Below are 24,164 nucleotides of genomic sequence, written 5' to 3' on the forward strand. Positions count from 1 at the left end.
TTAAGGGGCCTTTGTGTTTTACATCAACGACTTATTAAGCGAACGGGTGACGCAGAACGATGGTTTCGTTGCGGTCCGGGCCCGTCGAAATAATGTCGATCGGAGCACCGACCAACTCTTCGACGCGTTTGATGTAGTTGCGTGCAGCCTGAGGCAGCTCTTCCAGGGTCTTGGCACCGACGGTGGATTCGGTCCAGCCTGGCATTTGCTCGTACACCGGCTCCAGGCCAATGTAGCTGTCGGCGTCAGTCGGTGCATCGATCACTGCACCGTCCTGATTCTTGTAGCCCACGCAGATGTTGATGGTTTCCAGACCGTCCAGTACGTCCAGCTTGGTCAGGCACAGGCCCGAAATGCTGTTGACGTCGATGGCGCGACGCAGGATGACGGCGTCGAACCAGCCGCAACGACGAGCACGGCCGGTAGTAGCGCCGAACTCATGGCCACGCTTGGCCAGGAAAGCACCGACGTCGTCGAACAGTTCAGTCGGGAATGGACCCGAACCCACGCGAGTGGTGTAAGCCTTGGTGATGCCGAGGATGTAATCCAGGTACATCGGGCCAAAACCCGAACCAGTGGCGATGCCGCCCGCGGTGGTGTTGGAGCTGGTGACGTACGGGTAGGTGCCGTGGTCGATGTCCAGCAGGGAGCCTTGGGCGCCTTCGAACATGATGTCTTTGCCAGCGCGACGCAGCTCGTGCAGTTCAGCGGTGACGTCGACCATCATCGGCTTGAGCAGCTCGGCGTATTCCATGCACTCGTCGAGTGTTTTCTGGAAGTCGATTGCCGGTTCTTTGTAGTAATTGACCAGTACGAAGTTGTGGTAATCCAGCAACTCGCCCAGCTTGGCGGCGAAACGCTCGCGATGGAACAGGTCACCGATGCGCAGACCGCGACGGGCAACCTTGTCTTCGTAAGCCGGGCCGATGCCGCGACCGGTAGTACCGATCTTCAGCTCGCCACGGGCCTTTTCACGGGCCTGGTCCAACGCTACGTGGTAGGACAGGATCAGCGGGCAGGACGGGCTGATACGCAGGCGCTCGCGCACCGGTACGCCTTTCTCTTCCAGCTTGATGATTTCCCGCAGCAGGGCGTCGGGTGCAACCACCACGCCGTTACCGATCAGGCACTGCACGCCTTCGCGCAGCACGCCCGACGGAATCAGGTGCAAGACGGTTTTTTCGCCGTCGATCACCAGGGTGTGGCCAGCGTTGTGGCCACCTTGGTAGCGCACTACGGCGGCAGCATGTTCGGTCAGCAGATCAACGATCTTGCCTTTGCCCTCATCACCCCATTGGGTGCCCAGGACTACGACATTCTTACCCATAACACTTGTCCTCATTCGCGCAAACTTGGTGCCGGCGGCGGCCGGCAGGAAAACTCAAGAAGCCAGCGGCAATACTTGCCAAAGCCCGTTCTGCTGAATCAATTGCCGGTCGCAGTCCGCTTCACGGGCGGCGGCCAAAAGCTGCCCAGGCAATGCCTGAACGACACGCTGACCCTCACTGCGCAACTGGCAAACCTGCTGCCAGAGTGCTGCATCCGTACTGTCAGGCATCCAGATACCGCCAGACGGTAGCTCGATTTCAGCACGCCCCAGGGTCACCAGGGTTTTCAAATCGGTAGAGAAGCCAGTCGCCGGACGGGCACGACCGAAGTCGGCGCCGATGTCGTCGTAACGACCGCCCTGAGCAATGGACTGGCCAACACCCGGGACGAACACGGCGAACACTACACCGGTGTGGTAGTGGTAGCCGCGCAACTCGCCCAGGTCGAAATACAGCGGTAATTCCGGGAAACGCGTGGACAGACGCTCGGCAATTGCCAGCAGATCGTCCAGGGCCGCCAGCACGGGCGCCGGCGCATTGGCCAGACGCTCGCGCGCTGCGCTCAACACTTCACGACCGCCACACAGGTCGACCAGCGCTCGCAGCATGCCCGACAGATCGGTAGGCAAGCCTTCGGTCAAGGTAATGACCTCGTCGATGGCTTTACGTTGCAATGCATCGAACAACTGTTGCTCGACTTCACCGGACAAACCGGCGGCGCGGGCCAGGCCGCGGTAGATGCCGACATGGCCGAGGTCCATGTGCACATCTGGCACATCGGCCAGTTGCAGCATGGCCAGCATCAGGCTGATGACTTCCACGTCGCTGCTCGGGCTGGCATCGCCGTACAACTCGGCGCCCAGTTGAATCGGGCTGCGCGAGGACGACAAGGCACGTGGCTGAGCGTGCAGCACGCTGCCGGCATAACACAGACGGCTCGGCCCTTCGCGACGCAGGGTATGCGCATCGATGCGCGCCACTTGCGGCGTGATGTCGGCACGGAAACCCATCTGCCGGCCCGACTGCGGGTCGATGACCTTGAAGGTACGCAGATCGAGGTCTGAGCCCGCACCAGTCAGCAGGGATTCCAGGTACTCGATATGGGGAGTCACGACAAACTCGTAACCCCAGCTCTGGAACAGATCCAACACCTGGCGACGCGCTATTTCGATGCGCGCAGCTTCTGGTGGCAGTACTTCTTCGATGCCATCTGGCAGCAGCCAGCGGTCTACCGTTGCCATTACGCCATTCCCCTATGATCCGGGCGACAAGCCTTTGGGCGAGCCTTGAGTGAAGCAGAAAATGATCGGCCCATGCGCACAAACCGCGCGCATGGACAACGGGGCGAAAAGCCTGAAACCGGCTTCGCCAACCACTTTCCTCGAAAAACCTGTCGAGTCATTCAACTCGGGCGCCTGCATAAAAACAGCAATCAAACGTGCAGACGCAAAAAAGCCGGGAATTTCCCGGCTGCCGCATCATACACACGTTTTCCCAAAGGATCACCCCGCCCGAGGTTTTAGCCGCCAGGCGGGGGATGATTCAGGTCAACGCCGTATCAAGGCTTGGCTTTTTCCAGGTAACGGAAGAAGTCGCTGCCCGGGTCCAGGACCATGACGTCGGATTTGTTCGCGAAGCTTTCACGGTAGGCACGCAGGCTACGGTAGAACGCGTAGAACTCCTGATCCTGACCGTATGCCTTGGAGTAGATCGCAGCAGCCTGGGCATCACCGTCACCGCGAACCTCTTCAGATTCACGATAGGCTTCAGCCAGCAGCACACGGCGTTGACGGTCGGCGTCGGCACGGATGCCTTCAGCCAGCTCGTTACCCTTGGCGCGGTGCTCGCGAGCTTCACGCTCACGCTCGGTGCTCATACGTTCGAACACGCTGCGGTTCACTTCCTTCGGCAGGTCGATGGTTTTGACCCGGACATCGACAACTTCGATGCCCAGTTCTTTTTCCGCCATCTTGTTCAGCGAGTTGGTGATGTCAGCCATCAGCGCATCACGCTCACCGGACACTACTTCGTGCAGGGTGCGCTTACCGAACTGGTCACGCAGGCCCGACTCCAGACGACGGGAAAGACGCTCGTCGGCAATCTGCTTGAGGCCGGAAGTCGCGGTGTAGAAGCGCTCGGCATCTTTCACGCGCCATTTGGCGTAGGCATCGACCATTACGGCTTTCTTTTCCAGCGTCAGGAAGCGTTGCGTCGGTGCATCCAGTGTCATCAGGCGGGCGTCGAATTTGCGCACCTTGTTCACGTAAGGCACTTTCATGTGCAGGCCCGGTTGAACATCGGTCTGGACCACGCGACCGAACTGCAGCATCACCGCGCGCTCGGTCTGAGCCACGATGTAGAAGCAGTTCCAGGCAACGATCGCCACGACGACGCCGATAATAAGGGCGATCAGCGATTTATTGCTCATCAGCGACTCTCCCTGGTACGTGCTTGCTGTTGCTGCAGATCAGCTGCCGCACGCGCATTCACTTCATTGCTGCTGGCTGCCGCACCGGTCACCGGAGCGCCGGGGCTGCGACCACTGTCAATCATCTTGTCCAGCGGCAAGTACAGCAGATTGTTCTGGCCATCCTTGTTGCCGGTCACGAGAACCTTGCTGGTGTTGCTGAAGATTTCCTGCATGGTGTCCAGATACAGACGCTGACGGGTGACTTCAGGGGCCTTGCGATACTCGGCCACCAGCTTGGTGAAGCGATCAGCCTCACCCTTGGCGCGGGAGACGGTCTCGTCGCGGTAACCGTTGGCATCCTCGAGAATGCGCTGGGCCTGACCACGGGCTTCCGGCACGACGCCGTTGGCGTAGGTTTCAGCCTGGTTTCGCGAACGCTGCTCGTCTTCACGGGCGCGGATCACGTCATCGAAGGCTTCCTGGACTTCACGCGGTGCAGCTGCGCTCTGTACGTTGACCTGGGTGACGGTGATACCGGTGCGGTAGGTATCGAGGAAGCGTTGCAGACGCTCCTTGATTTCGCTGGCCATCAGCTCACGACCTTCGGTCAGCACCTGATCCATGGCGGTAGAACCCACCACGTGACGCAAGGCACTGTCGGTTGCATGTTGCAGGCTGATTTCCGGCTGATCGACGTTCAGCACGAAGTCTTGCAGGTTGCTGATCTTGTACTGCACGGTCAGCGGCACTTCGACGATGTTTTCGTCTTCGGTCAGCATTTGACCCTGCTTGGTATAGGCACGCTCACGCGTGACGTTTTCCATGTACTTGCGATCGATCGGCGGGAAATAGATGTTCAGGCCCGGGCCGACGGTTTCATAGTACTTGCCGAAGCGCAGCACTACGGCTTGCTCCTGCTCGTCGACCACGTAGACAGCGCTGTACAGCCACACAGCCGCCAGCACGACCAGGCCGATGCCGAGCAGGCCGCCGAAGCCGCCACTCTTGCCCGGGCGACTGCCCTCGTCACCGCGTTTTTTACCACCACCGAACAACCCGTTCAGGCTTTCCTGCAGCTTTCGGAAGGCCTCGTCGAGATCCGGTGGTCCCTTGCGGTCGCCGTTATTGCGGCGCTTGCCACCCCAAGGATCCTGATTATTCGAGTTGCCACCCGGCTCATTCCAAGCCATAGCGCTCTCCATCTGATAAAGCAAAGACGCACCCACGGCGCGCCGACCAATGCTACAGAATGCCTGTCACCGCGGCACAACCGCTTTCTCAGGCTTTTATTGCAAAGTGTGTTGCTCGATGAATTCCATCGGTTGCAGACCTTCGCGGCTCACGAGTCGATTCAATTCAATCCGTGGCAAGCGAACGGCCAGCAAGCTGATGCCTTCTTCGTCGTGTTCTTCTTTTTGCACTGCACCCAGTTCGAAAAACTGCGCACGCAGTCGAGCAAAACGTTGCGGCAAGCGCAAGGTGCCAACAAACAAATCACTGCCTAACAGTTCGGCCACGGCCTGCTTGAGCAGGTCAAGACCGGTACCGTCCTTGGCCGACAACCAGACCCGCTGCGGTTTGCCATCGGCATCGCGCTGGATCTGCGGCTCAACACCCTCGAGCAAATCGAGTTTGTTGTATACCTCAAGGATCGGCAAGTCTTGTGCCCCGATCTCCCCGAGCACCACCATGACCTGTTCAATCTGGGCCATACGCTCAGGCTCATGCGCATCGATCACATGCAGCAGCAGGTCGGAGTTGCTCGACTCTTCGAGCGTAGCCCGAAATGCCTCGACCAGTTTGTGCGGCAGGTGGCGAATGAAGCCTACGGTGTCAGCCAGCACGATCGGCCCGAGGTCGTCGAGTTCGAGTCGGCGCAAGGTCGGGTCGAGGGTCGCGAATAACTGGTCGGCGGCGAAGACGTCGGAATCGGTGACCGAGTTGAACAGCGTCGATTTGCCGGCGTTGGTATAACCCACCAGTGAAACCGTCGGAATGTCAGCACGTTTGCGCCCGCGACGAGATTGCTCGCGCTGGCTGCGGACCTTTTCCAGGCGCCCCTTGATCTGCCGCAGGCGAACCCGCAACAGGCGCCGGTCGGTTTCCAGCTGGGTTTCACCCGGGCCGCGCAGACCGATACCGCCCTTCTGCCGCTCAAGGTGAGTCCAGCCACGAACCAGCCGCGTACTCATGTGTTCAAGCTGAGCCAGTTCAACCTGGAGCTTGCCTTCATGGGTGCGGGCGCGTTGGGCGAAGATATCGAGAATCAAACCCGTGCGGTCAATCACGCGGCACTCGAAAATACGCTCGAGGTTACGTTCCTGACTGGGCGTGAGAATGTGATTGAAAATCACCAGATCGACCTGTTCGGCGCTGACCAGATCGCGTAACTCTTCGACCTTGCCGCTGCTGATCAGGGTTTTGGCGGTTGGCCGATGACGCGGCACGTTAAAAAACGCGACGGTCTCGGCGCCAGCCGAAATTGCCAACTCCTGAAACTCCTGCGGATCTTCGCGCGCCTCAGGGTCCTGACCATCCAAGTGAACGAGAATTGCCCGTTCACCACCACCGTGGCGCTCAAAGAACAAAGGAGACTCCTATCAGGCGTTACCTGGCTCAGCGTCACCTGCTTCGGATTCGGTTGCGCTAGGCAGACGAATTGGACGAACCGGCACCACTGTAGAGATAGCGTGTTTGTAAACCATTTGGCTAACGGTGTTTTTCAGCAGGATAACGAACTGGTCGAAAGACTCGATCGTGCCTTGCAGTTTGATCCCGTTGACCAGGTAGATGGAAACCCCCACTTTCTCTTTACGTAAAGTATTCAAGTAAGGGTCTTGTAGCGAATGCCCTTTTGACATGTGCCGCACTCCTTTAAGGATTCAATATAAAAAATAGGTAAACAGATGGCTTGGGGCCGTCACACCCCCAAGGATAGACGGCAATTGCAAGGACTCAGCTCAATATGGAGATGGTCCCAAGGTATTTCAAGGCGCGCGGCAGATTGTCGCAATCGAGGCTGTCCAACCAGTGTAAATCAGCCCAACTGCGTAGCCAGGTGAACTGGCGCTTTGCCAATTGGCGCGTGGCAATGATTCCACGCTCCTGCATCTCGGCTTGCGTCAGCTTGCCATCCAGGTAATCCCAGACTTGTCGATAACCTACAGCACGTATAGACGGCATCCCCGAATGCAGGTCACCTCTATCTCGCAGGGCTACGACCTCGTCGATGAATCCCTGTTCCAACATATTTGTGAATCTTTGTTTAATACGCTCGTGCAGTACCTGGCGATTTGCCGGGGCGATAGCCAAGTTCGCGACAGTATAGGGCAATTGTTGCAGTCCCGAAGCGGCTGCTTCAGTACTTTGCGCAGATTGTCGCAAGCGTAGCTCAGTCATGCTCTGACCACTGACGCGATAAACTTCCAGCGCGCGACTGAGGCGCTGCGGATCGTTCGGATGAATTCGCGCGGCCGATTGCGGATCGATGACCGCCAATTGATCGTGCAGGGCTTGCCAGCCAAGGCGTGCAGCTTCTTCTTCGATTTGCGCGCGCACCTGCGGATCGGCCGCCGGCATGTCGGCCAGACCTTCGAGCAAAGCCTTGTAGTAGAGCATTGTGCCGCCTACCAGCAGCGGAATTTTGCCTCGAGAGGTGATCTCGGCCATGGCCTCAAGCGCATCGCGACGAAAATCCGCAGCGGAATAACTCTCGGCCGGATCGAGAATATCGATCAACCGATGCGGAAATTCGGCCAACAACTCTTTGGAAGGCTTGGCGGTGCCAATGTCCATGCCACGGTAAACCAGCGCCGAATCGACGCTGATCAGCTCGCAGGGCAGAACCTTGGTGAGTTCGATGGCCAGGTCGGTCTTGCCGGCAGCCGTCGGCCCCATCAGGAAAATCGCAGGAGGAAGCTGGCTCATCAACGACCGCGCAAAAACAGTTTGTCCAGATCGTCCAGGCCCAGCTGGGTCCAGGTCGGTCGGCCATGGTTGCATTGACCGCTGCGTTCGGTGTTTTCCATGTCCCGCAGCAGACCGTTCATTTCCGGCAAGGCCAGACGCCGATTCGCTCGAATCGCGCCGTGGCAGGCCATGGTGCCGAGCAGTTCGTTCAGGTGTGCCTGAATCCGGTCGCTGGTGCCGTACTCCATCAAATCCGCCAGAACGTCACTGACCAATCGATTGGCTTGCGCCTGTTTCAGCAGCGCGGGGATTTGCCGGATCGCCAGCGACTCCGGGCCAAGACGCTGCAATTCAAAGCCCAGCCGCTGGAACCACGCGACGTGTTCTTCGGCGCAATCGGCTTCGCGCTGACTGACCGCCAGGGACTCCGGCACCAACAGCGGCTGACCACTCAGGCCTTCGCTGGCCATGGCGATTTTCAGGCGTTCGTACATGATCCGCTCATGGGCGGCGTGCATGTCCACCAGCACCAGGCCTTGGGCGTTTTCCGAAAGAATATAGATGCCCTTGAGCTGCGCCAACGCATAACCCAGCGGTGGAATGTCGTCCTGCCCGGCTGGCAGCGCGACCGCGTTGGCCTCGGGTAACGGCGCAAAAAACTCACGGTAGGCCGCTTGAGCTTCGGCGACGGGCACGCCGGACTGAGGCCGCGGCGTGTATTGATACTGATAACCGGTGCCAGCGCCCGAGCCAGCCGGCGTGCTGAATGACGGTTGGGCCTGAGGCTGTTCCAGCAGCGCATTGGCCGCCAGACGCATTTCGCCCTGCGGACCGAACTCACCGGCTTCGATGCCGGTCGGCCGCACCATCGCGGTCGCGACAGGCGCGGCCAGATGATCTTCCGGCCGCACATCGCCGAGAGCGCGGTGCAAAGTGCCATAGAGGAAATCGTGAACCATGCGTCCGTCACGGAAGCGTACTTCGTGCTTGGTCGGGTGCACGTTGACGTCGACGCCCGCCGGATCGACTTCGAAAAACAGCACGAACGTCGGGTGCCGACCGTTGAACAGCACATCGCGATAAGCCTGGCGCACCGCGTGGGCCACCAGTTTGTCGCGCACCGCGCGGCCGTTCACGAAGAAATACTGCAAATCCGCCTGGCTGCGGTTGAAGGTCGGCAACCCGACCCAACCCCACAAATGCAGGCCATTGCGCTCGATCTCGATCGGCAGCGCCTGCTCCAGGAAACCCGCCCCGCAGATCGCCGCCACACGCCGGGCGCGGGCCGCGTCATCGTGGGCTTCGTGCAGGCTGAGGATGGTTTTGCCGTTGTGGCGCAGATGGAACGCCACGTCGAACCGCGCCAGCGCCAGACGCTTGATCACTTCTTGCAGGTGATCGAATTCGGTTTTTTCGGTCTTGAGAAACTTGCGGCGCGCCGGCGTATTGAAGAACAAATCGCGCACTTCCACCGAAGTCCCCACCGGATGAGCTGCCGGTTGCACCCGCGGCGCCATGTCCCGGCCTTCGGTTTCCACCTGCCACGCCTGATCGGCATCGCGAGTGCGGGACGTCAGGGTCAGACGCGCCACGGAGCTGATGGACGCCAGCGCCTCACCACGAAACCCCAGGCTCATCACCTGTTCAAGGTCTTCCAGGTTACGAATCTTGCTGGTGGCGTGACGGGCCAGAGCCAAAGGCAGGTCATCGGCAGAAATGCCGCTGCCATCGTCGCGCACCCGCAGCAACTTGACGCCGCCCTGCTCCACATCGACATCGATGCGTTTGGCGCCGGAGTCGAGGCTGTTCTCCAGCAACTCCTTGATCACCGAGGCCGGGCGCTCGACCACTTCACCGGCGGCAATCTGGTTCGCCAGCCGCGGGCTGAGCAGCTCGATGCGCGCAGCGTTGGTCAGCACCTGGTTCATTCTTTGGCCGCCAGTTCAGTGCCGGGGATGGTCAACGTCTGACCAATCTTCAGCTCGTCGCTCTTGAGGTTGTTAGCGCTGCGCAAGGTGGCCGGAGACACCTGATAGCGCACGGCGATCATCGCCAGGGTCTCACCGGGATTGACGCGATGGTCACGCGGGCCCTGGGCGATTTTGCCGGAATCACGCAGCCAGGCAATGTAAGTGCCCGGCGGTGGATTCTGCTGGAAGAACTGCCGTACGCCGCTGCTGATTGAACGCGCCAGCGCCTGCTGATGGTTCGCAGCGGCGAGTTTCGAAGCTTCATTGGCGTTGGAGATGAACCCGGTTTCCACCAGGATCGACGGGATGTCCGGCGACTTCAGCACCATGAACCCGGCTTGCTCTACGCGCTGTTTGTGCAGCGGCGTGACGCGGCCGATGTTGCTCAAGACTTTCTGGCCAACGTTGAGGCTGGACGTCAGGGAAGCGGTCATCGACAAATCGAGCAGCACGCCGGCCAGCATGCGGTCCTTGTCATCGAGGCTGACGTTGCCTGCACCGCCGATCAAGTCGGAACGGTTTTCGCTGTCGGCCAGCCAACGGGCGGTCTCCGACGTAGCGCCGCGGTCGGACAGGGCGAACACCGACGCACCGAACGCAGCAGCCGAAGGTGCGGCGTCGGCGTGGATCGAAACGAACAGGTCAGCCCCCTTCTTACGGGCAATTTCGGTACGACCGCGCAACGGAATGAAGTAGTCGCCGGTGCGAGTCAGTTCGGCGCGGAAGCCTTTCATGCCATTGACCTGACGCTGCAGCTCACGGGCGATGGCCAGCACCACGTCTTTCTCACGCTGACCGCGAGAGCCCGAAGCTCCCGGGTCTTCACCACCGTGGCCGGCATCGATCACCACAATGATGTCGCGCTTGCCGGCCGGGGCGGGCGGCAATTTGATCGAAGGCTCGGAGGGTGCGACAGGGACCGCGGGCAACGTCGCCACAGACGGCGTTGGCGCAGGTGGTGGCGCGGCGTCGGCCGCATTGTCGAACAGGTCGACGACCAGGCGATTGCCGTATTGGGCGTTTGGCGCCAGGGTGAAGCTTTTTGGCGTGACGGCTTTTTTCAGGTCGATGACCACCCGCAGGTCGGTCGGCGTACGTTGAGCCGAGCGCATTGCGGTGATAGGAGTGTTCGAGGTGTTGACGTTCAGCGGCGCCCCCAGAGTTGCGCCATTGATGTCGATCACCAGCCGATCCGGGGAGGTCAGGGTAAAAACGCTGTGCTGGACAGACCCTGTCAGGTCAAACACCAGCCGCGTGTTGTCCGGCGCCCGCCACAGGCGAACACTGTTGACCTTCGTCTCGGCCACAGCGTCGACGGTCACCGCCAGAAACAACAATCCTACGGCAGCAACCAACGCGCGAAAGCGCATACCTAACCCCATCATTTAATTGAATTCCAATGCCAAAGCGGCACACCACGACTCGCCACGCGAGCCCTGGGGCAAAATTTTCAGCGAACGCCCGCTGTCTTGCGGGCTAATGGTAATGGTCAGGTCGGGCTTTGGCAAAAAGCCTGCACCGTTACGGGGCCATTCGATCAGGCACAGTGCATCGTCTTCGAAATAGTCGCGGATGCCCAGGTACTCCAGCTCCTCCGGATCGACCAGTCGGTACAGGTCGAAATGGAAGGCGCGGATGTCGCCGATCTCGTAGGGCTCGACCAGGGTGAAGGTCGGACTTTTTACCGCGCCTGTATGTCCAAGGCCACGGATGATGCCCCGGGACAACGTGGTTTTCCCTGCACCCAAATCCCCCTCGAGAAAAATCAGACCGTGCCCTTCAGTGGTTTGTGCAATGCGCGCACCGAATGCGGTCATCGCCTCTTCATCAGCCAGGTACAGGGTTACTTCAGACACGGTGCTTGCTCCTCCAACAACTGACGAATGGCTGGAATCAGATCACTGGCCGCCAGCCCGCGGCCGAATTTACCTTGTTGCTCGCCGGCATTGGCGTGCAGCCAGACCGCCAGGCATGCCGCGTCATACGCATCCATACCCTGAGCGAGCAAGGCGCCGACCAGACCGGCCAGCACATCGCCCAAACCGGCAGATGCCATGGCCGGATGGCCCTGATGACACAGTGCCAGACGCCCGTCGGGGCTGGCGATCAGGCTGCCGGCGCCTTTGAGCACCACGACAGCTGTATATTTTTTGCTCAATGCATGGGCAGCGGCAGGACGATCGGCCTGAACATCGGCCGTCGATAGCCCCAGCAATCGCGCCGCCTCGCCAGGGTGCGGCGTGATAACACAATGGGCGGGCAAACTCACGCCACCTTCGGCCAACAGGTTCAACGCATCGGCGTCCCAGACTTGCGGCAGCGGCGCATTGGCCGCGGCCGACAACAGACTGCGCCCCCAGGCGGCCTGCCCCAGCCCTGGGCCGACGACCAGCACCGTGACCTTCTCAAGCAGCCCCATCAATTGATTGGCCGACGAAGTGCCGAGCACCATCGCTTCTGGCAAACGTGCCAAGGCGGCTGGAACATGCTCGTTGCGGGTGGCCACGGACACCATGCCGGCGCCGCTGCGCAGGGCGCTTTGTGCGCTGAGCAGGATGGCGCCGCCAAAACCGCGATCACCGCCGATCAGCAATACGTGGCCAAATTTGCCTTTGTGGGCAGTTGGTGCGCGACCGGTCAGACGCGGCACATTACCGGCCGTCAGGCGACGAGCACTGACCGTGGCCCCGATAAACGTCTCAGGGGCGGCTAGCAGATCATTGAATACCAAATCGCCAACCACATCCGCAGCGCCACCGGTGAACAGACCCAGCTTCAAGCCGATGAACGTCACCGTGAGGTCTGCTCGAACCGCAATGCCGAGCTGGCGCCCCGTATCGGCGCACAGCCCCGAGGGGATATCCACCGCTGCAACCGGTAACCCACTGGCGTTGATCGCGGCGATGACACTGGCGTATGGCTCGCGCACTTCACCGGTCAGGCCAGTGCCAAGCAAGGCATCCAGCACAATGCCACGTAATTCGCAGTGCGCGTTCCAGTCTTGAATGGCGACGCCTTCGGCTACGGCCTCGGCATGGGCCGATGCGGCATCGCCCTGCAAACGCCCGGGATCACCGGCGGCCAGCACCCGCACGTGCCAGCCGGCACGTCGGGCCAGCACGGCCACCAGGTAACCGTCGCCCGCATTATTGCCGTGGCCGGCCACCACGCTCAATTCGTGGGCCGTGGGCCAATGGCGGACCAGCGCGCGCCAGGTCGCCCGCGCTGCACGCCGCATCAATTCGAAGCCCGGTGTACCGGCCGCAATCAGGCTCGCATCGAGCCCTCGGACTTGCGCGGCGCTATACAGCGCGTCGGGTAATTCATCTTTAGTGTGCGGCATGCGTCTTCAGGCTCCGATGTCTGGCAGAATTATACGCACCTCAGCTCCGGTTTCTCTCGTCTCATGCCCGCTATTACCACAGACCTGCCCGCCCTCGCCCAATCCATCAAGGACTGGGGCCGCGAGCTGGGCTTTCAGCAAGTCGGCATCAGCGGCCTCGACCTGGCCGAGCATGAGCAGCACCTGGAGCGCTGGCTCGCGGCCGGCTACCACGGCGAAATGGAGTACATGGGCGCCCATGGCAGCAAACGTTCGCACCCGGAAGAACTGGTGCCGGGCACCTTGCGAGTCGTTTCCCTGCGCATGGACTACCTGCCGGGTGACACCGAAATGGCCAAACGCCTGGCCGAACCGGAAAAAGCCTACGTCTCGCGTTATGCCTTGGGCCGCGATTACCACAAATTGATCCGTAAACGCGTGCAACAACTGGCAGAAAAAATTCAGGCAGTGATCGGCCCGTTCGGCTACCGCGCCTTTGTCGACAGCGCCCCGGTGCTGGAAAAAGCCATCGCCGAACAGGCAGGCCTAGGCTGGATCGGCAAAAACACGTTGGTCTTGAATCGCAAGGCTGGCAGCTACTTCTTCCTCAGCGAACTGTTCGTCGACCTGCCGCTGCCGGTCGACCCGCCCCACGCCACCGAACACTGCGGTCGCTGCACCGCCTGTCTGGACATCTGCCCGACCAACGCCTTCGTCGGTCCGTATGTACTGGACGCCCGACGCTGCATTTCGTACCTGACCATCGAACTGAAAAGTGCGATTCCTGAAGATTTGCGGCCGCTGATCGGCAATCGGGTGTTCGGTTGCGATGACTGCCAGATCGTCTGCCCGTGGAACCGCTTCGCCCGGCCTTCCGGCGAAAGCGATTTCAAGCCTCGGCACAATCTGGACAACGCCGAACTGGCCGAACTGTTCATGTGGGACGAAGAGAAGTTCCTCAGCAGCACCGAAGGCTCACCGCTCAGACGCGCGGGCTACGAGCGCTGGTTGCGCAATCTGGCGGTCGGCCTGGGTAATGCGCCGTCAAGCATTCCGGTGCTGGAAGCGCTGAAGGCACGGCGGGACTATCCGTCGGCGCTGGTGCGCGAACACGTCGAATGGGCCCTGAAACAACACGGACTCCTGTAGCAGCTGCCGAAGGCTGCGTTCGGCTGCGCAGCAGTCGTCATTTCGCAAAGCGAGTCCTGCGGCCTCGAACGCAGCCTTCGGCAGCTGCTACAGAGACCGTGTCAGGCCTCGTCGTTATAAACGAACTTGGGCATTTCCCAATGGAAACGGATCGCCAGCAAGCGCAGCAGGAAGCCGCCGAACAGGGTGATCAGGATCGCCTGTTCACCGGGTAATTGCAGGTAGATGCAGAGCAGATAGCACCATGCCGCGGCAAACGAGACGCTGGCGTAGAGCTCGCGGCGGAAGATCAGCGGGATGTCGTTGCAGAAGATGTCCCGCAAGATGCCGCCAAACACGCCGGTGATCACACCGCTGACCGAGGCCACCAGCATGCCGTGGCCCATTTCCAGGGCCGTCATGCAGCCGATCAGGGTGAACGCTACCAGGCCCACGGCATCGAGCACCAGAAACAGCGAACGCAGGTGGCGCATCCAGCGAGCGATGAAGATCGTCAGCATCGCCGCGACCGAGGTCAGCACCAGGTATTCCGGGTGTTTGACCCAGGTCAGCGGGTAGTGGCCGAGCAGCACGTCGCGTACCGAACCGCCGCCCAGCGCCGTGACGCACGCAATCAGCACCACGCCAAACCAGTCCATGCCGCGACGGCCCGCAGACAGGGCGCCCGTCATGGCTTCGGCAGTGATGGCGATCAGATAGAGCATCAGCAACATGGTGGCGGTCCTGGCAGAAAGGCGCGCAGTCTAGCCATTTAGGGCCGGCACCAAAAGGGGGCACACATTCAAATAGACCGCGTCGCCTTCTTCGCGGGCAAGCCTCGCTCCTACAGGTACAACACAGGTCCCGTAGGAGCGAGGCTTGCCCGCGAAGGCGTCAGAACAGACACACCACCCAATCAGAACTTGATGAAGTTCTTGCGGTAATGCTGCAACTCGGCGATCGATTCGCGGATGTCGTCCAGGGCCAGGTGGGTGCTGCCCTTCTTGAAGCTGTCGCGTACGTCCGGTGCCCAGCGCGCGGCCAGTTCTTTAAGGGTCGACACGTCGAGGTTGCGGTAGTGGAAGTAGCTTTCCAGCGATTTCATGTGGGTATAAAGGAAGCGACGATCCTGGCAGATGCTGTTGCCACAGATCGGCGACTTGCCCTTCGGCACCCATTTTTCCAGGAAGGCGATGGTCTCGGCTTCGGCTTCGGCCATGCTGATGCGGCTGTCGCGAACCCGTTGGGTCAGCCCGGAACCGCCGTGCTGACGGGTATTCCACTCGTCCATGCCGGCGAGGATCTCGTCGCTGTGGTGGATGGCGATCACCGGACCTTCGGCCAAGGTGTTCAAATTACTGTCGGTGACGATAGTGGCCATCTCGATGATGACATCGGTATCAGGGTTCAGACCGGTCATTTCCAGGTCGATCCAGATCAGGTTCAGCGGGTTTTGCATGAGTCGGCTCCTCGGCGTAGGTGCGCAGTTTAGCCTAGGGAGGCCACCGGGCGTGCTAAACTCGCGGCCGTTTTACCTAATCGCTGCATTCTCGATACGGAACACCCATGGCCAAACGCCAACTCAATCGTCGTCAAAACTGGCGCATCGAAAAGATTCAGGGCGAGCGCGCTGCCCGCGCCGCCAAACGCGAGTCCTCCGCTGTCGAGGCACTCGAAGGCGGCGACCTGGGTCCGGAACAGACGGGCCTGGTGATCGCGCACTTCGGTGTGCAGGTCGAAGTCGAGGCCCTCGATGGCGAATTGGCCGGCCAGGTGTTCCGCTGCCATTTGCGCGCTAACCTGCCAGCGCTGGTGACCGGCGATCAGGTGGTGTGGCGTGCCGGCAACCAGGGCATCGGCGTGATCGTGGCGCAACTGCCACGTAAAACCGAGCTCTGCCGTCCCGACAGCCGTGGCCAGCTCAAGCCGGTGGCGGCCAACGTCGACCTGATCGTGATCGTCTTCGCGCCGCTGCCCGAGCCTCACGCCAACCTGATCGACCGTTACCTGGTCGCTGCGGAACACGCCGGTATTCGGCCGTTGCTGCTGCTGAACAAATTCGACTTGATCGACGAGCAGAACGCCCCGGCGCTGAATGCCTTGCTGGCGGTTTACCGCACGCTGGGTTACCCGGTGCTGGAAGTGTCGGCCCACCACGGCAATGGCATGGAACAGTTGCAAAAGCAGCTGGACGGGCACATCAGCGTGTTCGTCGGCCAATCCGGCGTCGGCAAGTCCTCGCTGGTCAACAGCCTGCTGCCGGAAGTCGACACCCGTGTCGGCCCGCTGTCCGAGCTGTCGGGCCAAGGCACCCACACCACCACCACCGCGCGACTGTTCCACTTCCCCGGTGGCGGTGAGTTGATCGACTCCCCGGGTATCCGTGAATTCGGCCTGGGCCATGTCAGCCGTGCCGACGTCGAAGCCGGTTTCATCGAGTTCAACGACTTGATCGGCACCTGCCGCTTCCGTGACTGCAAGCACGACCGCGAGCCGGGTTGCGCCCTGCTCAAGGCATTGGAAGAAGGCCGCGTGCAGCAGCAGCGGATGAACAGCTACCGCTCGATCATCGCCAGTTTGCCTGAAAGCAGCTACTAAGTAGTTTTGATCATTTTCGTGACGCTACGAAAATGATCACCAGCCTGCAGAGACAAAAAAGCCGCGATAATCGCGGCTTTCTGATTTTCAGCGTGCGGCTTTTTCCAGCTTCCAGCCCAGCGCATCCAAGGCGTCACAGCCGTCCTGAATCAACATGTGTGCAGCATTGGCGAAATGCTCCAGGTCGTGACCTTCGGCGTTTTTGATGCACAGGCAGGTGACGCTGTTGAGTAGATTGCGCGCGGCTTTGAGTCGGTGGACGGCGGTTTCAAGAAGATCGGAAGCGCGGGCTTCGGTGTCGATGTACAGCGTCGGGCTGACGCTGAAGTTGCCTTGGAGCGGGTGGTACTTAGCCATGGTCAAAAACTCCGGATACGTTCGAGAGGTTTCATCTGTATTTAGACCGGCTAAGATCGGTCGCCACGTTGGCAGCAACGGTGGAACTATAGGCAGATGCTTGCGCGACTGAAAACCCAGGCGCGAAATTTCAGATCGTTCCTACAGCTATTGAGCAAACGCGCCCCCCTCGAAAGCGCTAGCGCGGCATGACAACGCAGCAGGTGTCACCCTTAGCTCTTAACATCAATGCGAGCGTGCATACCGGCAAGAAAATCATCAGACAAAAGAACGTTACTTAAAGAAAACCGTTGATTTTTTTCTTTCAGATTTATCTCAAGCGACCTGAAAAACGGGTTGCGCCGAACTCGAATTGACTGGATATCTTCGTATCGAATGAGGTCTTGACGTTCGTAACCAGCAGCCTCGTCACGAAAACTAAGTCCTTCCGGGATGATTGAGACACTGACTTTATGGTCGCGTTTTGCGAAATTGCAGACAGCGAAAATATTATGCTTATTAAAACTGACAAACCAAATGGCCAACCCGCTAGATAGCTTACTAGCGGAAGAAATGGGAAAAATATAAGTATAAACATCGCCGTAGTAACGGCGTAACTTGCAACAGTCCAGGACATAATCCCAAAACCAACTTTTGCATTCCATACAGCTTTCATTACCACTCCTTGCGTATCAATGGATTAAAGCGATTTTAGTTTAGAAAAATATTGTGTTGCCCTAGCACACGCACCAGCCTCGGTATTCAAGCACTGGCTTTCTGCATGCATTCGAGATCAACAAGCCTTGTCGTGGGACCATTAGTTTTTAAGCGTTCGGTTACAACTTTGGGCCAAAGGTTGCGGGAGCGACGCTTGGCGATGCTGTAGGTGAGCTCTTGAATGCGACAGGTGGGATAAAAGCAGAGATCAAGTACCAAGCTCAGAACGTCGATACCACGCAGATAGTTTTTACCTCCATTCTCTTGCTTGGTCTGTTTTATCCGCTCCAGTGTTTGCATGAAACTTTCGCTCATTCTGGGCCGCGCGGATAACTGACTTTGTACAAATGCATCCGACTCACTGTGGTTGCCGCGCTCGTCGAAATAAGGGCCATTGTTCATATAGGAACGGATGTATTCCCAAAAGCCGATTTGCATCGCCAGTGATTTACCAAAAGGCGCACCAAGGCTGACCATCAACGCCGATTCCGGTTTTTGAAATTGCCACACCCGAACTTCTAGTGAGGCGCTTTGCATGCCACCAATGTGAGTGCCAACTAGTTGAAATTCATTAGCAACGGCTGAAATACCATCCCATGGAGCGTGGAATAGTTCGCCTTCATGATCAAAGTACACTTCGCGAGTGCGGCGGTTAAACAGGATAGGTAGCGGTAGCGGACGTAGGGTTTCCCATAGGAACGGTACTACAAATAGCGGGGTACATATCGAAAGCATTATGAAAAGGCCTTCGGCTTCACCGCTGTGCATAAGGCTGACAAGTCCAAGCCCGATTCCTGCGACCCCACCAATACCGCCCAACACACCGGTCATCAGTCCTCGATAAGAGTCGCCACCTGCTTGCAAAGCCAGGTAATGCTCGGTGTGTTCATCGGTAATGAACAGCTCCATCGGCTGTTCACCCGTGGGCTTTTCCGCTTCAAGCATGACCGTGGGTTTAGCGCTGTACCGGGGTTTTTCCGGCGTATTCATATCCATGCTCGTTCCATAATTTTTACCGCTGGCAGCGTCAGTCCTTCTTGTGGGGAGTAAATCAATTCGCCCTCGATACGCCGCAGATCCCGCACGCCATCCTCATGGTACACACGGCGATAGGGGGTGACGCCGGCCGGCACTGGAATGCGAGCACCGCTGTGTCGAGCAAAGTCTTTACCCGTCCATTCGACCTTTTTGATTTGATCGGCGTGATAGCCGAGTGTATCGCCCCAAACTTCGATGCCCTTGAAGTGAATCATGGCATCGGTCAATGGCACATTTTCTCCAGGCAATTTCAACATCAGATACGTGGAGATGATTTGCCCTTGATGGGGGTGCATTTCGGCCAGACGGCGAGCATCAAAACTGATGGGAAACAAAATGGGGTACAGCTTATCCATGGACAAGGTGTATCTGTTCGACCAGTTGTCGTCTGGACGGATCCCAAAACGGCTGTTTTTTACCCACAGCTCCAGCGGCGTGTCTGCTGTATAGAGCCGAGCAATAACCCCCGTGACAATCACTACAGTGAGACCAAGTATTTTTATAGCTAGGTGTGGTGCGGCATTCATCCCCCCTGCAATGGCCGCAGCCTCACCGAGCATCACGGCGACTTGTGCGGCACGGTAGGCCCGGAAAAGTTTTACATAGAGCACGATACCGGCCATTTCGGTGCTGGCGATTGCCAGGCTCGTCGCCATCGTGTCTAAATCGCCTTTTTGGTACGCCTCAAAGGCTTCTATCCCATAGAACACAACGTCGAAGGCCAACACGGCAACCTGCGCCCCCGCGGTAATCGCTGCACGCCCCAAGGTTTTAATCAACATTAGCCTTGAGGAGACTGAAAACTTTCCGGTCTGGCGGACTGACTCCGCCCAATCAAGTTCGCCGACTCGCTGCCACACAGCTGCGCCTGCCGCACCAACTCCAAACGCCGCCCCGACTGCGCTAAAACCGTTTTTGACCGTTTTGTTATCAAGAAACGCATTGCCCGATGAAACAAAATTCACCCCCGCCACCAGCGTCACAATCGACTTGATCGGCGCCTTGCTCAGCGTACTTTTCAAATCAAACACACTGCTCAATTCAACACTCGCCGCCAGATTCACCGGCAACGGTGGCAGCTTGGTGCTGGCTGGGACCAAATGCATGAACGGGATACCGTCAGCCACCCCGCTGGTCAGCGGTGTAACACTCAAATGCGTGGGCATTGACTGGCGTGTCCCCATCAAATCGCTGTACCACTCGCCCAACTGACGCGATGTGACGCCCGAGGTCTGGATGCGCTGGTCGCTGCGGGCCAGCGCTGCCGCCATGTACAAACGTCCCGCCGCACCAGTGCCCTTTTCACCCTGATGCAATTGCAACCCAGCCACCGGGGCAAGAGACAGAAATAGGGCCTCAACGCTTGAGGCCGGCTTGTGTTGCTTCAGTTTGTCGGCGGTCTTGTTCAGCGCATCGGTATAACCAAAGGCTCTGGCGAGTTTGCTGGCGCCTTCTTGAATAGCAGCCTGGTTATCTCGGGCCACATCGCTGAAGTCCACAAGGTATTTGATTTCGCCAACACCCAGCCGTGACGGCAACCCGAGCAAAGCCCAAAGCAACCATGGCTTACCAGCCTTGTTACCTTCAAGACTGAGGGTAATGGCCTCGGCCCCGACGCTGGTGCTGGCCGGTCCCAGGCAAGCCGCTGCGAAATGCAATTCCAGTGCCTCACGGGCAAGCGACTGGGTAATGTCGAAATGGCCGCAAGCGGTGTCCATGCTCGACGCACCGGTCACTTGCAGGGTGTTAAACCACGCCACCCAGAGTTGGGCCAGACGCCGCAGGTCTGCGGTATATCGGTCGTTCTGGGTCTCTTGATCCTTCCAGGCTCTCTGGAGTTCGTCATGGCGGGTGATGGACGGCAACTGTGCGCTCAGTTGCCGGTCGCCTTCGCTCAGTGACTTGATGACACTGGCTATCGCCCACTCTTCAGCGTGATGCTCCTGGTAACTGTCGAACGCTTCTTTACGCACACGCATCAGCGCGGCAAGGTCAAGTAGCACGCCCCATGCATCATCAATGACGGCGTAGGTCTGCTGTTCGCAAGCCCTCATCTGCTTGAGAGCTTTCAGCCAGTTGGGTGCGTGTTCCGTTTCAGGCTCCGCGCTCCAGCCGTAGCTCGTCGCATCGTTGTATTCGCCAATCTGCTTGGCGACGGTGTCGACCTTGCCACTGAACGGTGCGACACCTGGCACAAAACTTCGCATGATGCGCTGGCGTACGGCGGGGTCTGTTTTGGCGGCCCGATACTGCGCCTCACTCCAGCGAACGGGCGACCAGACCAATCCGGCAGGGTCGCCAGCTCTTAACACCAGATGGGGTTTGACCCGGGTGTCGATCACCCTGCCCGCGCGCGGGGTCTGGGTGAGCTGAGCTTTCTCGACCTGATACTCCACCAACTTGGGTGGGCTGCTCTCCCAGACGTAGAGCCAACCGTCGCGCAACAAACGCGAAGTGTAATTGAGCGCATGCCCGGTCAAGTCAGGATGACGAGGCCCCAATTCGGGAAACGAGCCGCTCAATGCCGGCAAGTCGTAGGCTTCGGAATCGACAGCGACGGTTGGGCCAAGGGCGTATCGCAGAGGCAAAACGGCAGCGAACAGCGGGCAGGTTCCAACGCGGATTTTACTCTGGGTACTCATGCGTTCTTCTCCGGGTTGGCTGGAAGGCTCAGTGCCTCCAGAACCGGCTCAGGCAGGGTGATTTGCGCGGCCAGACCTTTATTGGCCGGTGCTGAGTCATATTCAGGCGCTTCGTTTTCCCAAGCGCACACTGGCGCGTTGCCATGGCGTAGCCAGACGCTTTCCACACCAAACCAAAAGCCTGCTGGCCATTGCACGCCGGCCAACCAGGCGCGTCGCAGAACCGAGCCATCCGCCAGACGCAACCACAGCTCTCGCTGCTGCTCATCAAAAATGCGCAACCGACGTTGCAGGATCGGTAGCCATTGTTGGGCGCTCCGTGGAGAAGCCAGCCAAACACTGTGTTGCAAGTCGGTGCCGCCCCACCACGCGGCATAGGCTGCGCTGCCAATCGAGGCATTCAGCAGAAAAGGCCCTGCGGCGCTGATCGGCTCATAAGCGGTCCCCTTGAATAGCGGCTGCGGAGAATCTGCGCCGTAGTGCTCGTTAAGCCAATCGATAGCGCCTTCGTACTGGGCGCCATCAAGCAGGAGCAGTCCTTTGTTCGGGATGACTGGTGTCATGCTTCACCCCTCTCTGCTTCCTGGGATTCCTGGGCAACGTTGCATACCGGGCAAACACCGGAATCGGCCTCGCGAAAGACGATGTTCTGTTTGAGCAGGGCTTCCATGGGAAGGGTGTCGATAACCACAGCTTCGGCGACTTGGGGAGCTGCTGACAGTGCCGCCTGCCCGGGTAGGCCAGTTAGCGGCGAACCACCCACGACAATGTCCACACTGCTGAATATCCCGCTGGAGTTAATGACGATGAAATGACCGTCACATTCCCACGTCAGGCTCTGGTCAGCCTTGATAACCACATTGGCCGCAGTGACATGGGCGTGAGGCCCGGCCTGAATCACCAACGTGCCCTCTGCCGTCGTGCTGCTGTTGCCGGTGATGGAGATCACCTCGTTGCCGCCGATCAGCGTGTTGCGCGCACCTTCGGTGGTGTGCAATTCGTCGCCCTTGATCAGGCTAGCGCTGTTGTTGTCCACCTGTTCAAAGCGGTCGTTACCGATCAGGCTGTGGCTATCACGGATAATCTGTTCGCGGCGGTCGTTGCCAATTTTGGTATCGCTGTCGTTGAGGATCAGCTGTTCCAGGTCGCGTTCGGCGCGCAGGTAGATTTGTTCCTGCCCGGCGCGATCTTCAATCGACAGTTCGTTGTAACCCCCCGTGCTGGGGGAGCTGTGGCTGCGCAATACGGTTTTGGTCTTGTTTTCGGGCAAGGGATAGGGCACCGCATTGACCTTGTTCGGCACGCACCCGGTAATGAGCGGGTTATCGGGATTGCCGTCCAGAAAGGTGACCATGACTTCCATGCCGATACGCGGAATGATCACCACTCCAAAATTTTTACCTGCCCAGTGGGTAGATACCCGCAGCCAGCAACTGCTTTTTTCGCTGTTGAGTTCGGCCCGGTCCCAAGGGAACTCGACTTTGACGCGACCATACTCATCGCAATAGATCTCCTCGCCGGCGGGGCCGGTGACGCGGGCGGTCTGGCTGACCAGCGTCGGTCTTGGTGCAGGTAGCGGTGGCCGGTAAAACACATCCCATGGAATGACGCTGAAGCGGTTGCGGTAGCCTTGGGTGAAGCCGTCCTCGGGTTTGGTGTCGCTGGTGATCGCCTCTTCCAGTGACTGGGGTTGCTTTCCGGCGTGCGACACACTGAGCAGCAGCCACAAATCGTTGCAAGTTTTATCCGGGTGTTCCGTCAGGTCGAAGAAGTGACCGCTGCGCAGGCTTGGCTGATCGCTTTTACCTTCGACCAACTGGTAATCGGTACGGTGCCGTTCCAGCGCCTGCCGGGCCAGCTGTTTGCCGCGCTTTTCGTTTTCGATAGAGACCGGATAGCGATAGTCTTCAAGCTCAGGGTGAAACTCAGCGGTGAAGCGGCTTTCCAGCAATAGACTCGGGCGTTGGAAGTCGTAGTACCGATGCGTGGTGGTGCTGGGGCGGGTGCTGAAACGCATGGAGAACTGGCTGACGACCGGGTGCTCCGCCACCATGCCGGAGTCTTGCAGATAGGGGGTTGCACCCAGTTTGGGGAACCAGGTCTGGTCATCGGTGAACACCAGCACATGGCCTTGCGGTGAATGCTGGTGATGCCACGCGATGCCGTCTTCGGCGCACAGGCGCTGGACGAACTCGTAATCACTTTCCCCATACTGCGTGCAGTACTCGCGCTCGGGGCTGGTACTGACATGGAAGGTAAACGCATCGGCCTGAATGCCGTGGCCTTTGAGTACCTGAGCGATGATTTGCGGCACCGTCAGCTTCTGGAAAATCCGCTGATTGTGGCTGAACTGCAGGTAGTGCAGCGTCGGTACGAGGGTCAGGTGATAACGGGTCAGGCGTTTGCCGGTTTCCCCCCTGAACACATCTTCGATACGACCGTGAAGACCTTCCCCGTTAAGGCCAAACTGGAGAAAAGCGGGCTGACTGAGCAGGCTCTCCAGATCGAAAGCAGGGTGTTCACTGACCAGTTCAATCTGGATCGCATACAAGGCACTGATGGCTTCAGTACCTTCAAATGTGAGGACTTTGAAATCGTTAGGAACAATCGGGATCAGTAACGTGAAGTGAGCAGCATTGGCGGGGGCGAACATGCGCTTATCCTTTTGCTTTTCCGTGGCTCGTCCTTAAGCCGAATGAAGATACAAATCGCGATGCCCACGCCATCCCCGGCGTGAGCAAACGCAAACTGCCGAGTACGTTAGCA

At 59.1% G+C, this 24,164-nt stretch carries 21 protein-coding genes; 2 read left to right on the plus strand and 19 right to left on the minus strand.

Annotation, left to right across the window (positions count from 1 at the left end; genetic code table 11):
• Nucleotides 1-34: 34 nt before the first annotated feature.
• From IB250_RS24540 to IB250_RS24590, 11 genes are all read right to left on the minus strand, one after another.
• A complete protein-coding gene (locus IB250_RS24540) occupies nucleotides 35-1,327 on the minus strand; it encodes an adenylosuccinate synthase (protein ID WP_008068879.1) in 1,293 nt (430 codons plus the stop codon).
• Between the two features lie 54 nt (nucleotides 1,328-1,381).
• On the minus strand, nucleotides 1,382-2,569 hold the full coding sequence (locus IB250_RS24545) for an ATP phosphoribosyltransferase regulatory subunit (RefSeq protein ID WP_192345969.1): 1,188 nt from the start codon (nucleotides 2,567-2,569) through the stop codon (nucleotides 1,382-1,384).
• Between the two features lie 317 nt (nucleotides 2,570-2,886).
• The gene (hflC, locus tag IB250_RS24550; RefSeq protein ID WP_123499847.1) at nucleotides 2,887-3,756 is read right to left on the minus strand and encodes a protease modulator HflC; all 870 of its coding nucleotides are present in this window, start codon (nucleotides 3,754-3,756) and stop codon (nucleotides 2,887-2,889) included.
• A complete protein-coding gene (gene hflK, locus IB250_RS24555; protein WP_192345971.1) occupies nucleotides 3,756-4,928 on the minus strand; it encodes an FtsH protease activity modulator HflK in 1,173 nt (390 codons plus the stop codon). The genes hflC and hflK overlap by 1 nt, the downstream gene beginning before the upstream one ends.
• A gap of 96 nt (nucleotides 4,929-5,024) precedes the next feature.
• Nucleotides 5,025-6,326, minus strand: a complete 1,302-nt coding sequence (hflX, locus tag IB250_RS24560) for a ribosome rescue GTPase HflX (protein ID WP_008009827.1) — start codon at nucleotides 6,324-6,326, stop codon at nucleotides 5,025-5,027.
• A 12-nt stretch (nucleotides 6,327-6,338) separates the two neighbouring features.
• Nucleotides 6,339-6,599 (minus strand): RNA chaperone Hfq, encoded by a 261-nt coding sequence (hfq, locus tag IB250_RS24565; protein WP_007902656.1) that lies wholly within the window; start codon nucleotides 6,597-6,599, stop codon nucleotides 6,339-6,341.
• A 94-nt stretch (nucleotides 6,600-6,693) separates the two neighbouring features.
• The gene (gene miaA, locus IB250_RS24570; protein WP_192346066.1) at nucleotides 6,694-7,665 is read right to left on the minus strand and encodes a tRNA (adenosine(37)-N6)-dimethylallyltransferase MiaA; all 972 of its coding nucleotides are present in this window, start codon (nucleotides 7,663-7,665) and stop codon (nucleotides 6,694-6,696) included.
• Entirely contained in the window at nucleotides 7,665-9,563 is a 1,899-nt protein-coding gene (mutL, locus tag IB250_RS24575) for a DNA mismatch repair endonuclease MutL (protein WP_192346068.1), read from the minus strand. The genes miaA and mutL overlap by 1 nt, the downstream gene beginning before the upstream one ends.
• Nucleotides 9,564-9,571: 8 nt before the next feature.
• Nucleotides 9,572-11,002 carry an N-acetylmuramoyl-L-alanine amidase gene (locus IB250_RS24580; protein WP_192345973.1) on the minus strand — a complete coding sequence of 477 codons (1,431 nt, stop codon included), beginning with the start codon at nucleotides 11,000-11,002 and terminating at the stop codon, nucleotides 9,572-9,574.
• On the minus strand, nucleotides 11,003-11,473 hold the full coding sequence (gene tsaE / locus IB250_RS24585) for a tRNA (adenosine(37)-N6)-threonylcarbamoyltransferase complex ATPase subunit type 1 TsaE (RefSeq protein ID WP_123499855.1): 471 nt from the start codon (nucleotides 11,471-11,473) through the stop codon (nucleotides 11,003-11,005).
• On the minus strand, nucleotides 11,461-12,960 hold the full coding sequence (locus tag IB250_RS24590; protein ID WP_192345975.1) for an NAD(P)H-hydrate dehydratase: 1,500 nt from the start codon (nucleotides 12,958-12,960) through the stop codon (nucleotides 11,461-11,463). Before IB250_RS24590 ends, tsaE begins: the two co-directional genes overlap by 13 nt.
• A 63-nt stretch (nucleotides 12,961-13,023) precedes the next feature.
• On the opposite strand from IB250_RS24590, the gene queG reads away from it, so the two are divergent.
• Entirely contained in the window at nucleotides 13,024-14,088 is a 1,065-nt protein-coding gene (queG, locus tag IB250_RS24595; RefSeq protein WP_192345977.1) for a tRNA epoxyqueuosine(34) reductase QueG, read from the plus strand.
• Nucleotides 14,089-14,189: 101 nt separating this feature from the next.
• Here the strand turns inward: queG and IB250_RS24600 are convergent, their stop codons facing one another.
• Nucleotides 14,190-14,801, minus strand: a complete 612-nt coding sequence (locus tag IB250_RS24600; RefSeq protein WP_030128339.1) for a trimeric intracellular cation channel family protein — start codon at nucleotides 14,799-14,801, stop codon at nucleotides 14,190-14,192.
• A 182-nt stretch (nucleotides 14,802-14,983) separates the two neighbouring features.
• Nucleotides 14,984-15,526, minus strand: a complete 543-nt coding sequence (orn, locus tag IB250_RS24605) for an oligoribonuclease (RefSeq protein WP_008068863.1) — start codon at nucleotides 15,524-15,526, stop codon at nucleotides 14,984-14,986.
• A gap of 107 nt (nucleotides 15,527-15,633) precedes the next feature.
• On the opposite strand from orn, the gene rsgA reads away from it, so the two are divergent.
• The gene (rsgA, locus tag IB250_RS24610; RefSeq protein WP_007902636.1) at nucleotides 15,634-16,665 is read left to right on the plus strand and encodes a small ribosomal subunit biogenesis GTPase RsgA; all 1,032 of its coding nucleotides are present in this window, start codon (nucleotides 15,634-15,636) and stop codon (nucleotides 16,663-16,665) included.
• 87 nt (nucleotides 16,666-16,752) lie between these two features.
• Here rsgA and IB250_RS24615 read toward each other — a convergent pair whose 3' ends face one another.
• The 6 genes from IB250_RS24615 to tssI form a co-directional block, all read right to left on the minus strand.
• A complete protein-coding gene (locus tag IB250_RS24615) occupies nucleotides 16,753-17,022 on the minus strand; it encodes a hypothetical protein (RefSeq protein ID WP_192345979.1) in 270 nt (89 codons plus the stop codon).
• Nucleotides 17,023-17,234: 212 nt separating this feature from the next.
• On the minus strand, nucleotides 17,235-17,666 hold the full coding sequence (locus tag IB250_RS24620; RefSeq protein ID WP_192345981.1) for a hypothetical protein: 432 nt from the start codon (nucleotides 17,664-17,666) through the stop codon (nucleotides 17,235-17,237).
• Nucleotides 17,667-17,763: 97 nt separating this feature from the next.
• On the minus strand, nucleotides 17,764-18,714 hold the full coding sequence (locus IB250_RS24625) for a hypothetical protein (protein ID WP_192345983.1): 951 nt from the start codon (nucleotides 18,712-18,714) through the stop codon (nucleotides 17,764-17,766).
• The gene (locus IB250_RS24630; RefSeq protein WP_192345984.1) at nucleotides 18,705-21,398 is read right to left on the minus strand and encodes a toxin VasX; all 2,694 of its coding nucleotides are present in this window, start codon (nucleotides 21,396-21,398) and stop codon (nucleotides 18,705-18,707) included. Before IB250_RS24630 ends, IB250_RS24625 begins: the two co-directional genes overlap by 10 nt.
• Nucleotides 21,395-21,961: a DUF4123 domain-containing protein gene (locus IB250_RS24635; protein WP_123500131.1), complete on the minus strand. Its 567-nt coding sequence runs from the start codon at nucleotides 21,959-21,961 to the stop codon at nucleotides 21,395-21,397. Before IB250_RS24635 ends, IB250_RS24630 begins: the two co-directional genes overlap by 4 nt.
• Nucleotides 21,958-24,051 carry a type VI secretion system tip protein TssI/VgrG gene (tssI, locus tag IB250_RS24640; RefSeq protein ID WP_192345986.1) on the minus strand — a complete coding sequence of 698 codons (2,094 nt, stop codon included), beginning with the start codon at nucleotides 24,049-24,051 and terminating at the stop codon, nucleotides 21,958-21,960. The genes IB250_RS24635 and tssI overlap by 4 nt, the downstream gene beginning before the upstream one ends.
• Nucleotides 24,052-24,164 lie beyond the last annotated feature (113 nt).

It is taken from the genome of Pseudomonas sp. PDM09 (assembly GCF_014852305.1).
In the GTDB taxonomy this organism is placed as follows: Bacteria; Pseudomonadota; Gammaproteobacteria; order Pseudomonadales; family Pseudomonadaceae; genus Aquipseudomonas.

Excerpts from the sequence above, each read along its gene's own strand:
- queG (WP_192345977.1), top strand. The coding sequence starts at position 13,024 with ATGCCCGCTATTACCACAGACCTGCCCGCCCTCGCCCAATCCATCAAG.
- IB250_RS24620 (WP_192345981.1), bottom strand. The coding sequence starts at position 17,666 with ATGGAATGCAAAAGTTGGTTTTGGGATTATGTCCTGGACTGTTGCAAG.
- IB250_RS24545 (WP_192345969.1), bottom strand. The coding sequence starts at position 2,569 with ATGGCAACGGTAGACCGCTGGCTGCTGCCAGATGGCATCGAAGAAGTA.
- IB250_RS24580 (WP_192345973.1), bottom strand. The coding sequence starts at position 11,002 with ATGATGGGGTTAGGTATGCGCTTTCGCGCGTTGGTTGCTGCCGTAGGA.
- IB250_RS24590 (WP_192345975.1), bottom strand. The coding sequence starts at position 12,960 with ATGCCGCACACTAAAGATGAATTACCCGACGCGCTGTATAGCGCCGCG.
- tssI (WP_192345986.1), bottom strand. The coding sequence starts at position 24,051 with ATGTTCGCCCCCGCCAATGCTGCTCACTTCACGTTACTGATCCCGATT.
- IB250_RS24540 (WP_008068879.1), bottom strand. The coding sequence starts at position 1,327 with ATGGGTAAGAATGTCGTAGTCCTGGGCACCCAATGGGGTGATGAGGGC.
- hflK (WP_192345971.1), bottom strand. The coding sequence starts at position 4,928 with ATGGCTTGGAATGAGCCGGGTGGCAACTCGAATAATCAGGATCCTTGG.
- hfq (WP_007902656.1), bottom strand. The coding sequence starts at position 6,599 with ATGTCAAAAGGGCATTCGCTACAAGACCCTTACTTGAATACTTTACGT.
- IB250_RS24635 (WP_123500131.1), bottom strand. The coding sequence starts at position 21,961 with ATGACACCAGTCATCCCGAACAAAGGACTGCTCCTGCTTGATGGCGCC.
- hflC (WP_123499847.1), bottom strand. The coding sequence starts at position 3,756 with ATGAGCAATAAATCGCTGATCGCCCTTATTATCGGCGTCGTCGTGGCG.
- orn (WP_008068863.1), bottom strand. The coding sequence starts at position 15,526 with ATGCAAAACCCGCTGAACCTGATCTGGATCGACCTGGAAATGACCGGT.
- IB250_RS24600 (WP_030128339.1), bottom strand. The coding sequence starts at position 14,801 with ATGTTGCTGATGCTCTATCTGATCGCCATCACTGCCGAAGCCATGACG.
- IB250_RS24615 (WP_192345979.1), bottom strand. The coding sequence starts at position 17,022 with ATGGCTAAGTACCACCCGCTCCAAGGCAACTTCAGCGTCAGCCCGACG.
- miaA (WP_192346066.1), bottom strand. The coding sequence starts at position 7,665 with ATGAGCCAGCTTCCTCCTGCGATTTTCCTGATGGGGCCGACGGCTGCC.
- rsgA (WP_007902636.1), top strand. The coding sequence starts at position 15,634 with ATGGCCAAACGCCAACTCAATCGTCGTCAAAACTGGCGCATCGAAAAG.
- IB250_RS24625 (WP_192345983.1), bottom strand. The coding sequence starts at position 18,714 with ATGGATATGAATACGCCGGAAAAACCCCGGTACAGCGCTAAACCCACG.
- IB250_RS24630 (WP_192345984.1), bottom strand. The coding sequence starts at position 21,398 with ATGAGTACCCAGAGTAAAATCCGCGTTGGAACCTGCCCGCTGTTCGCT.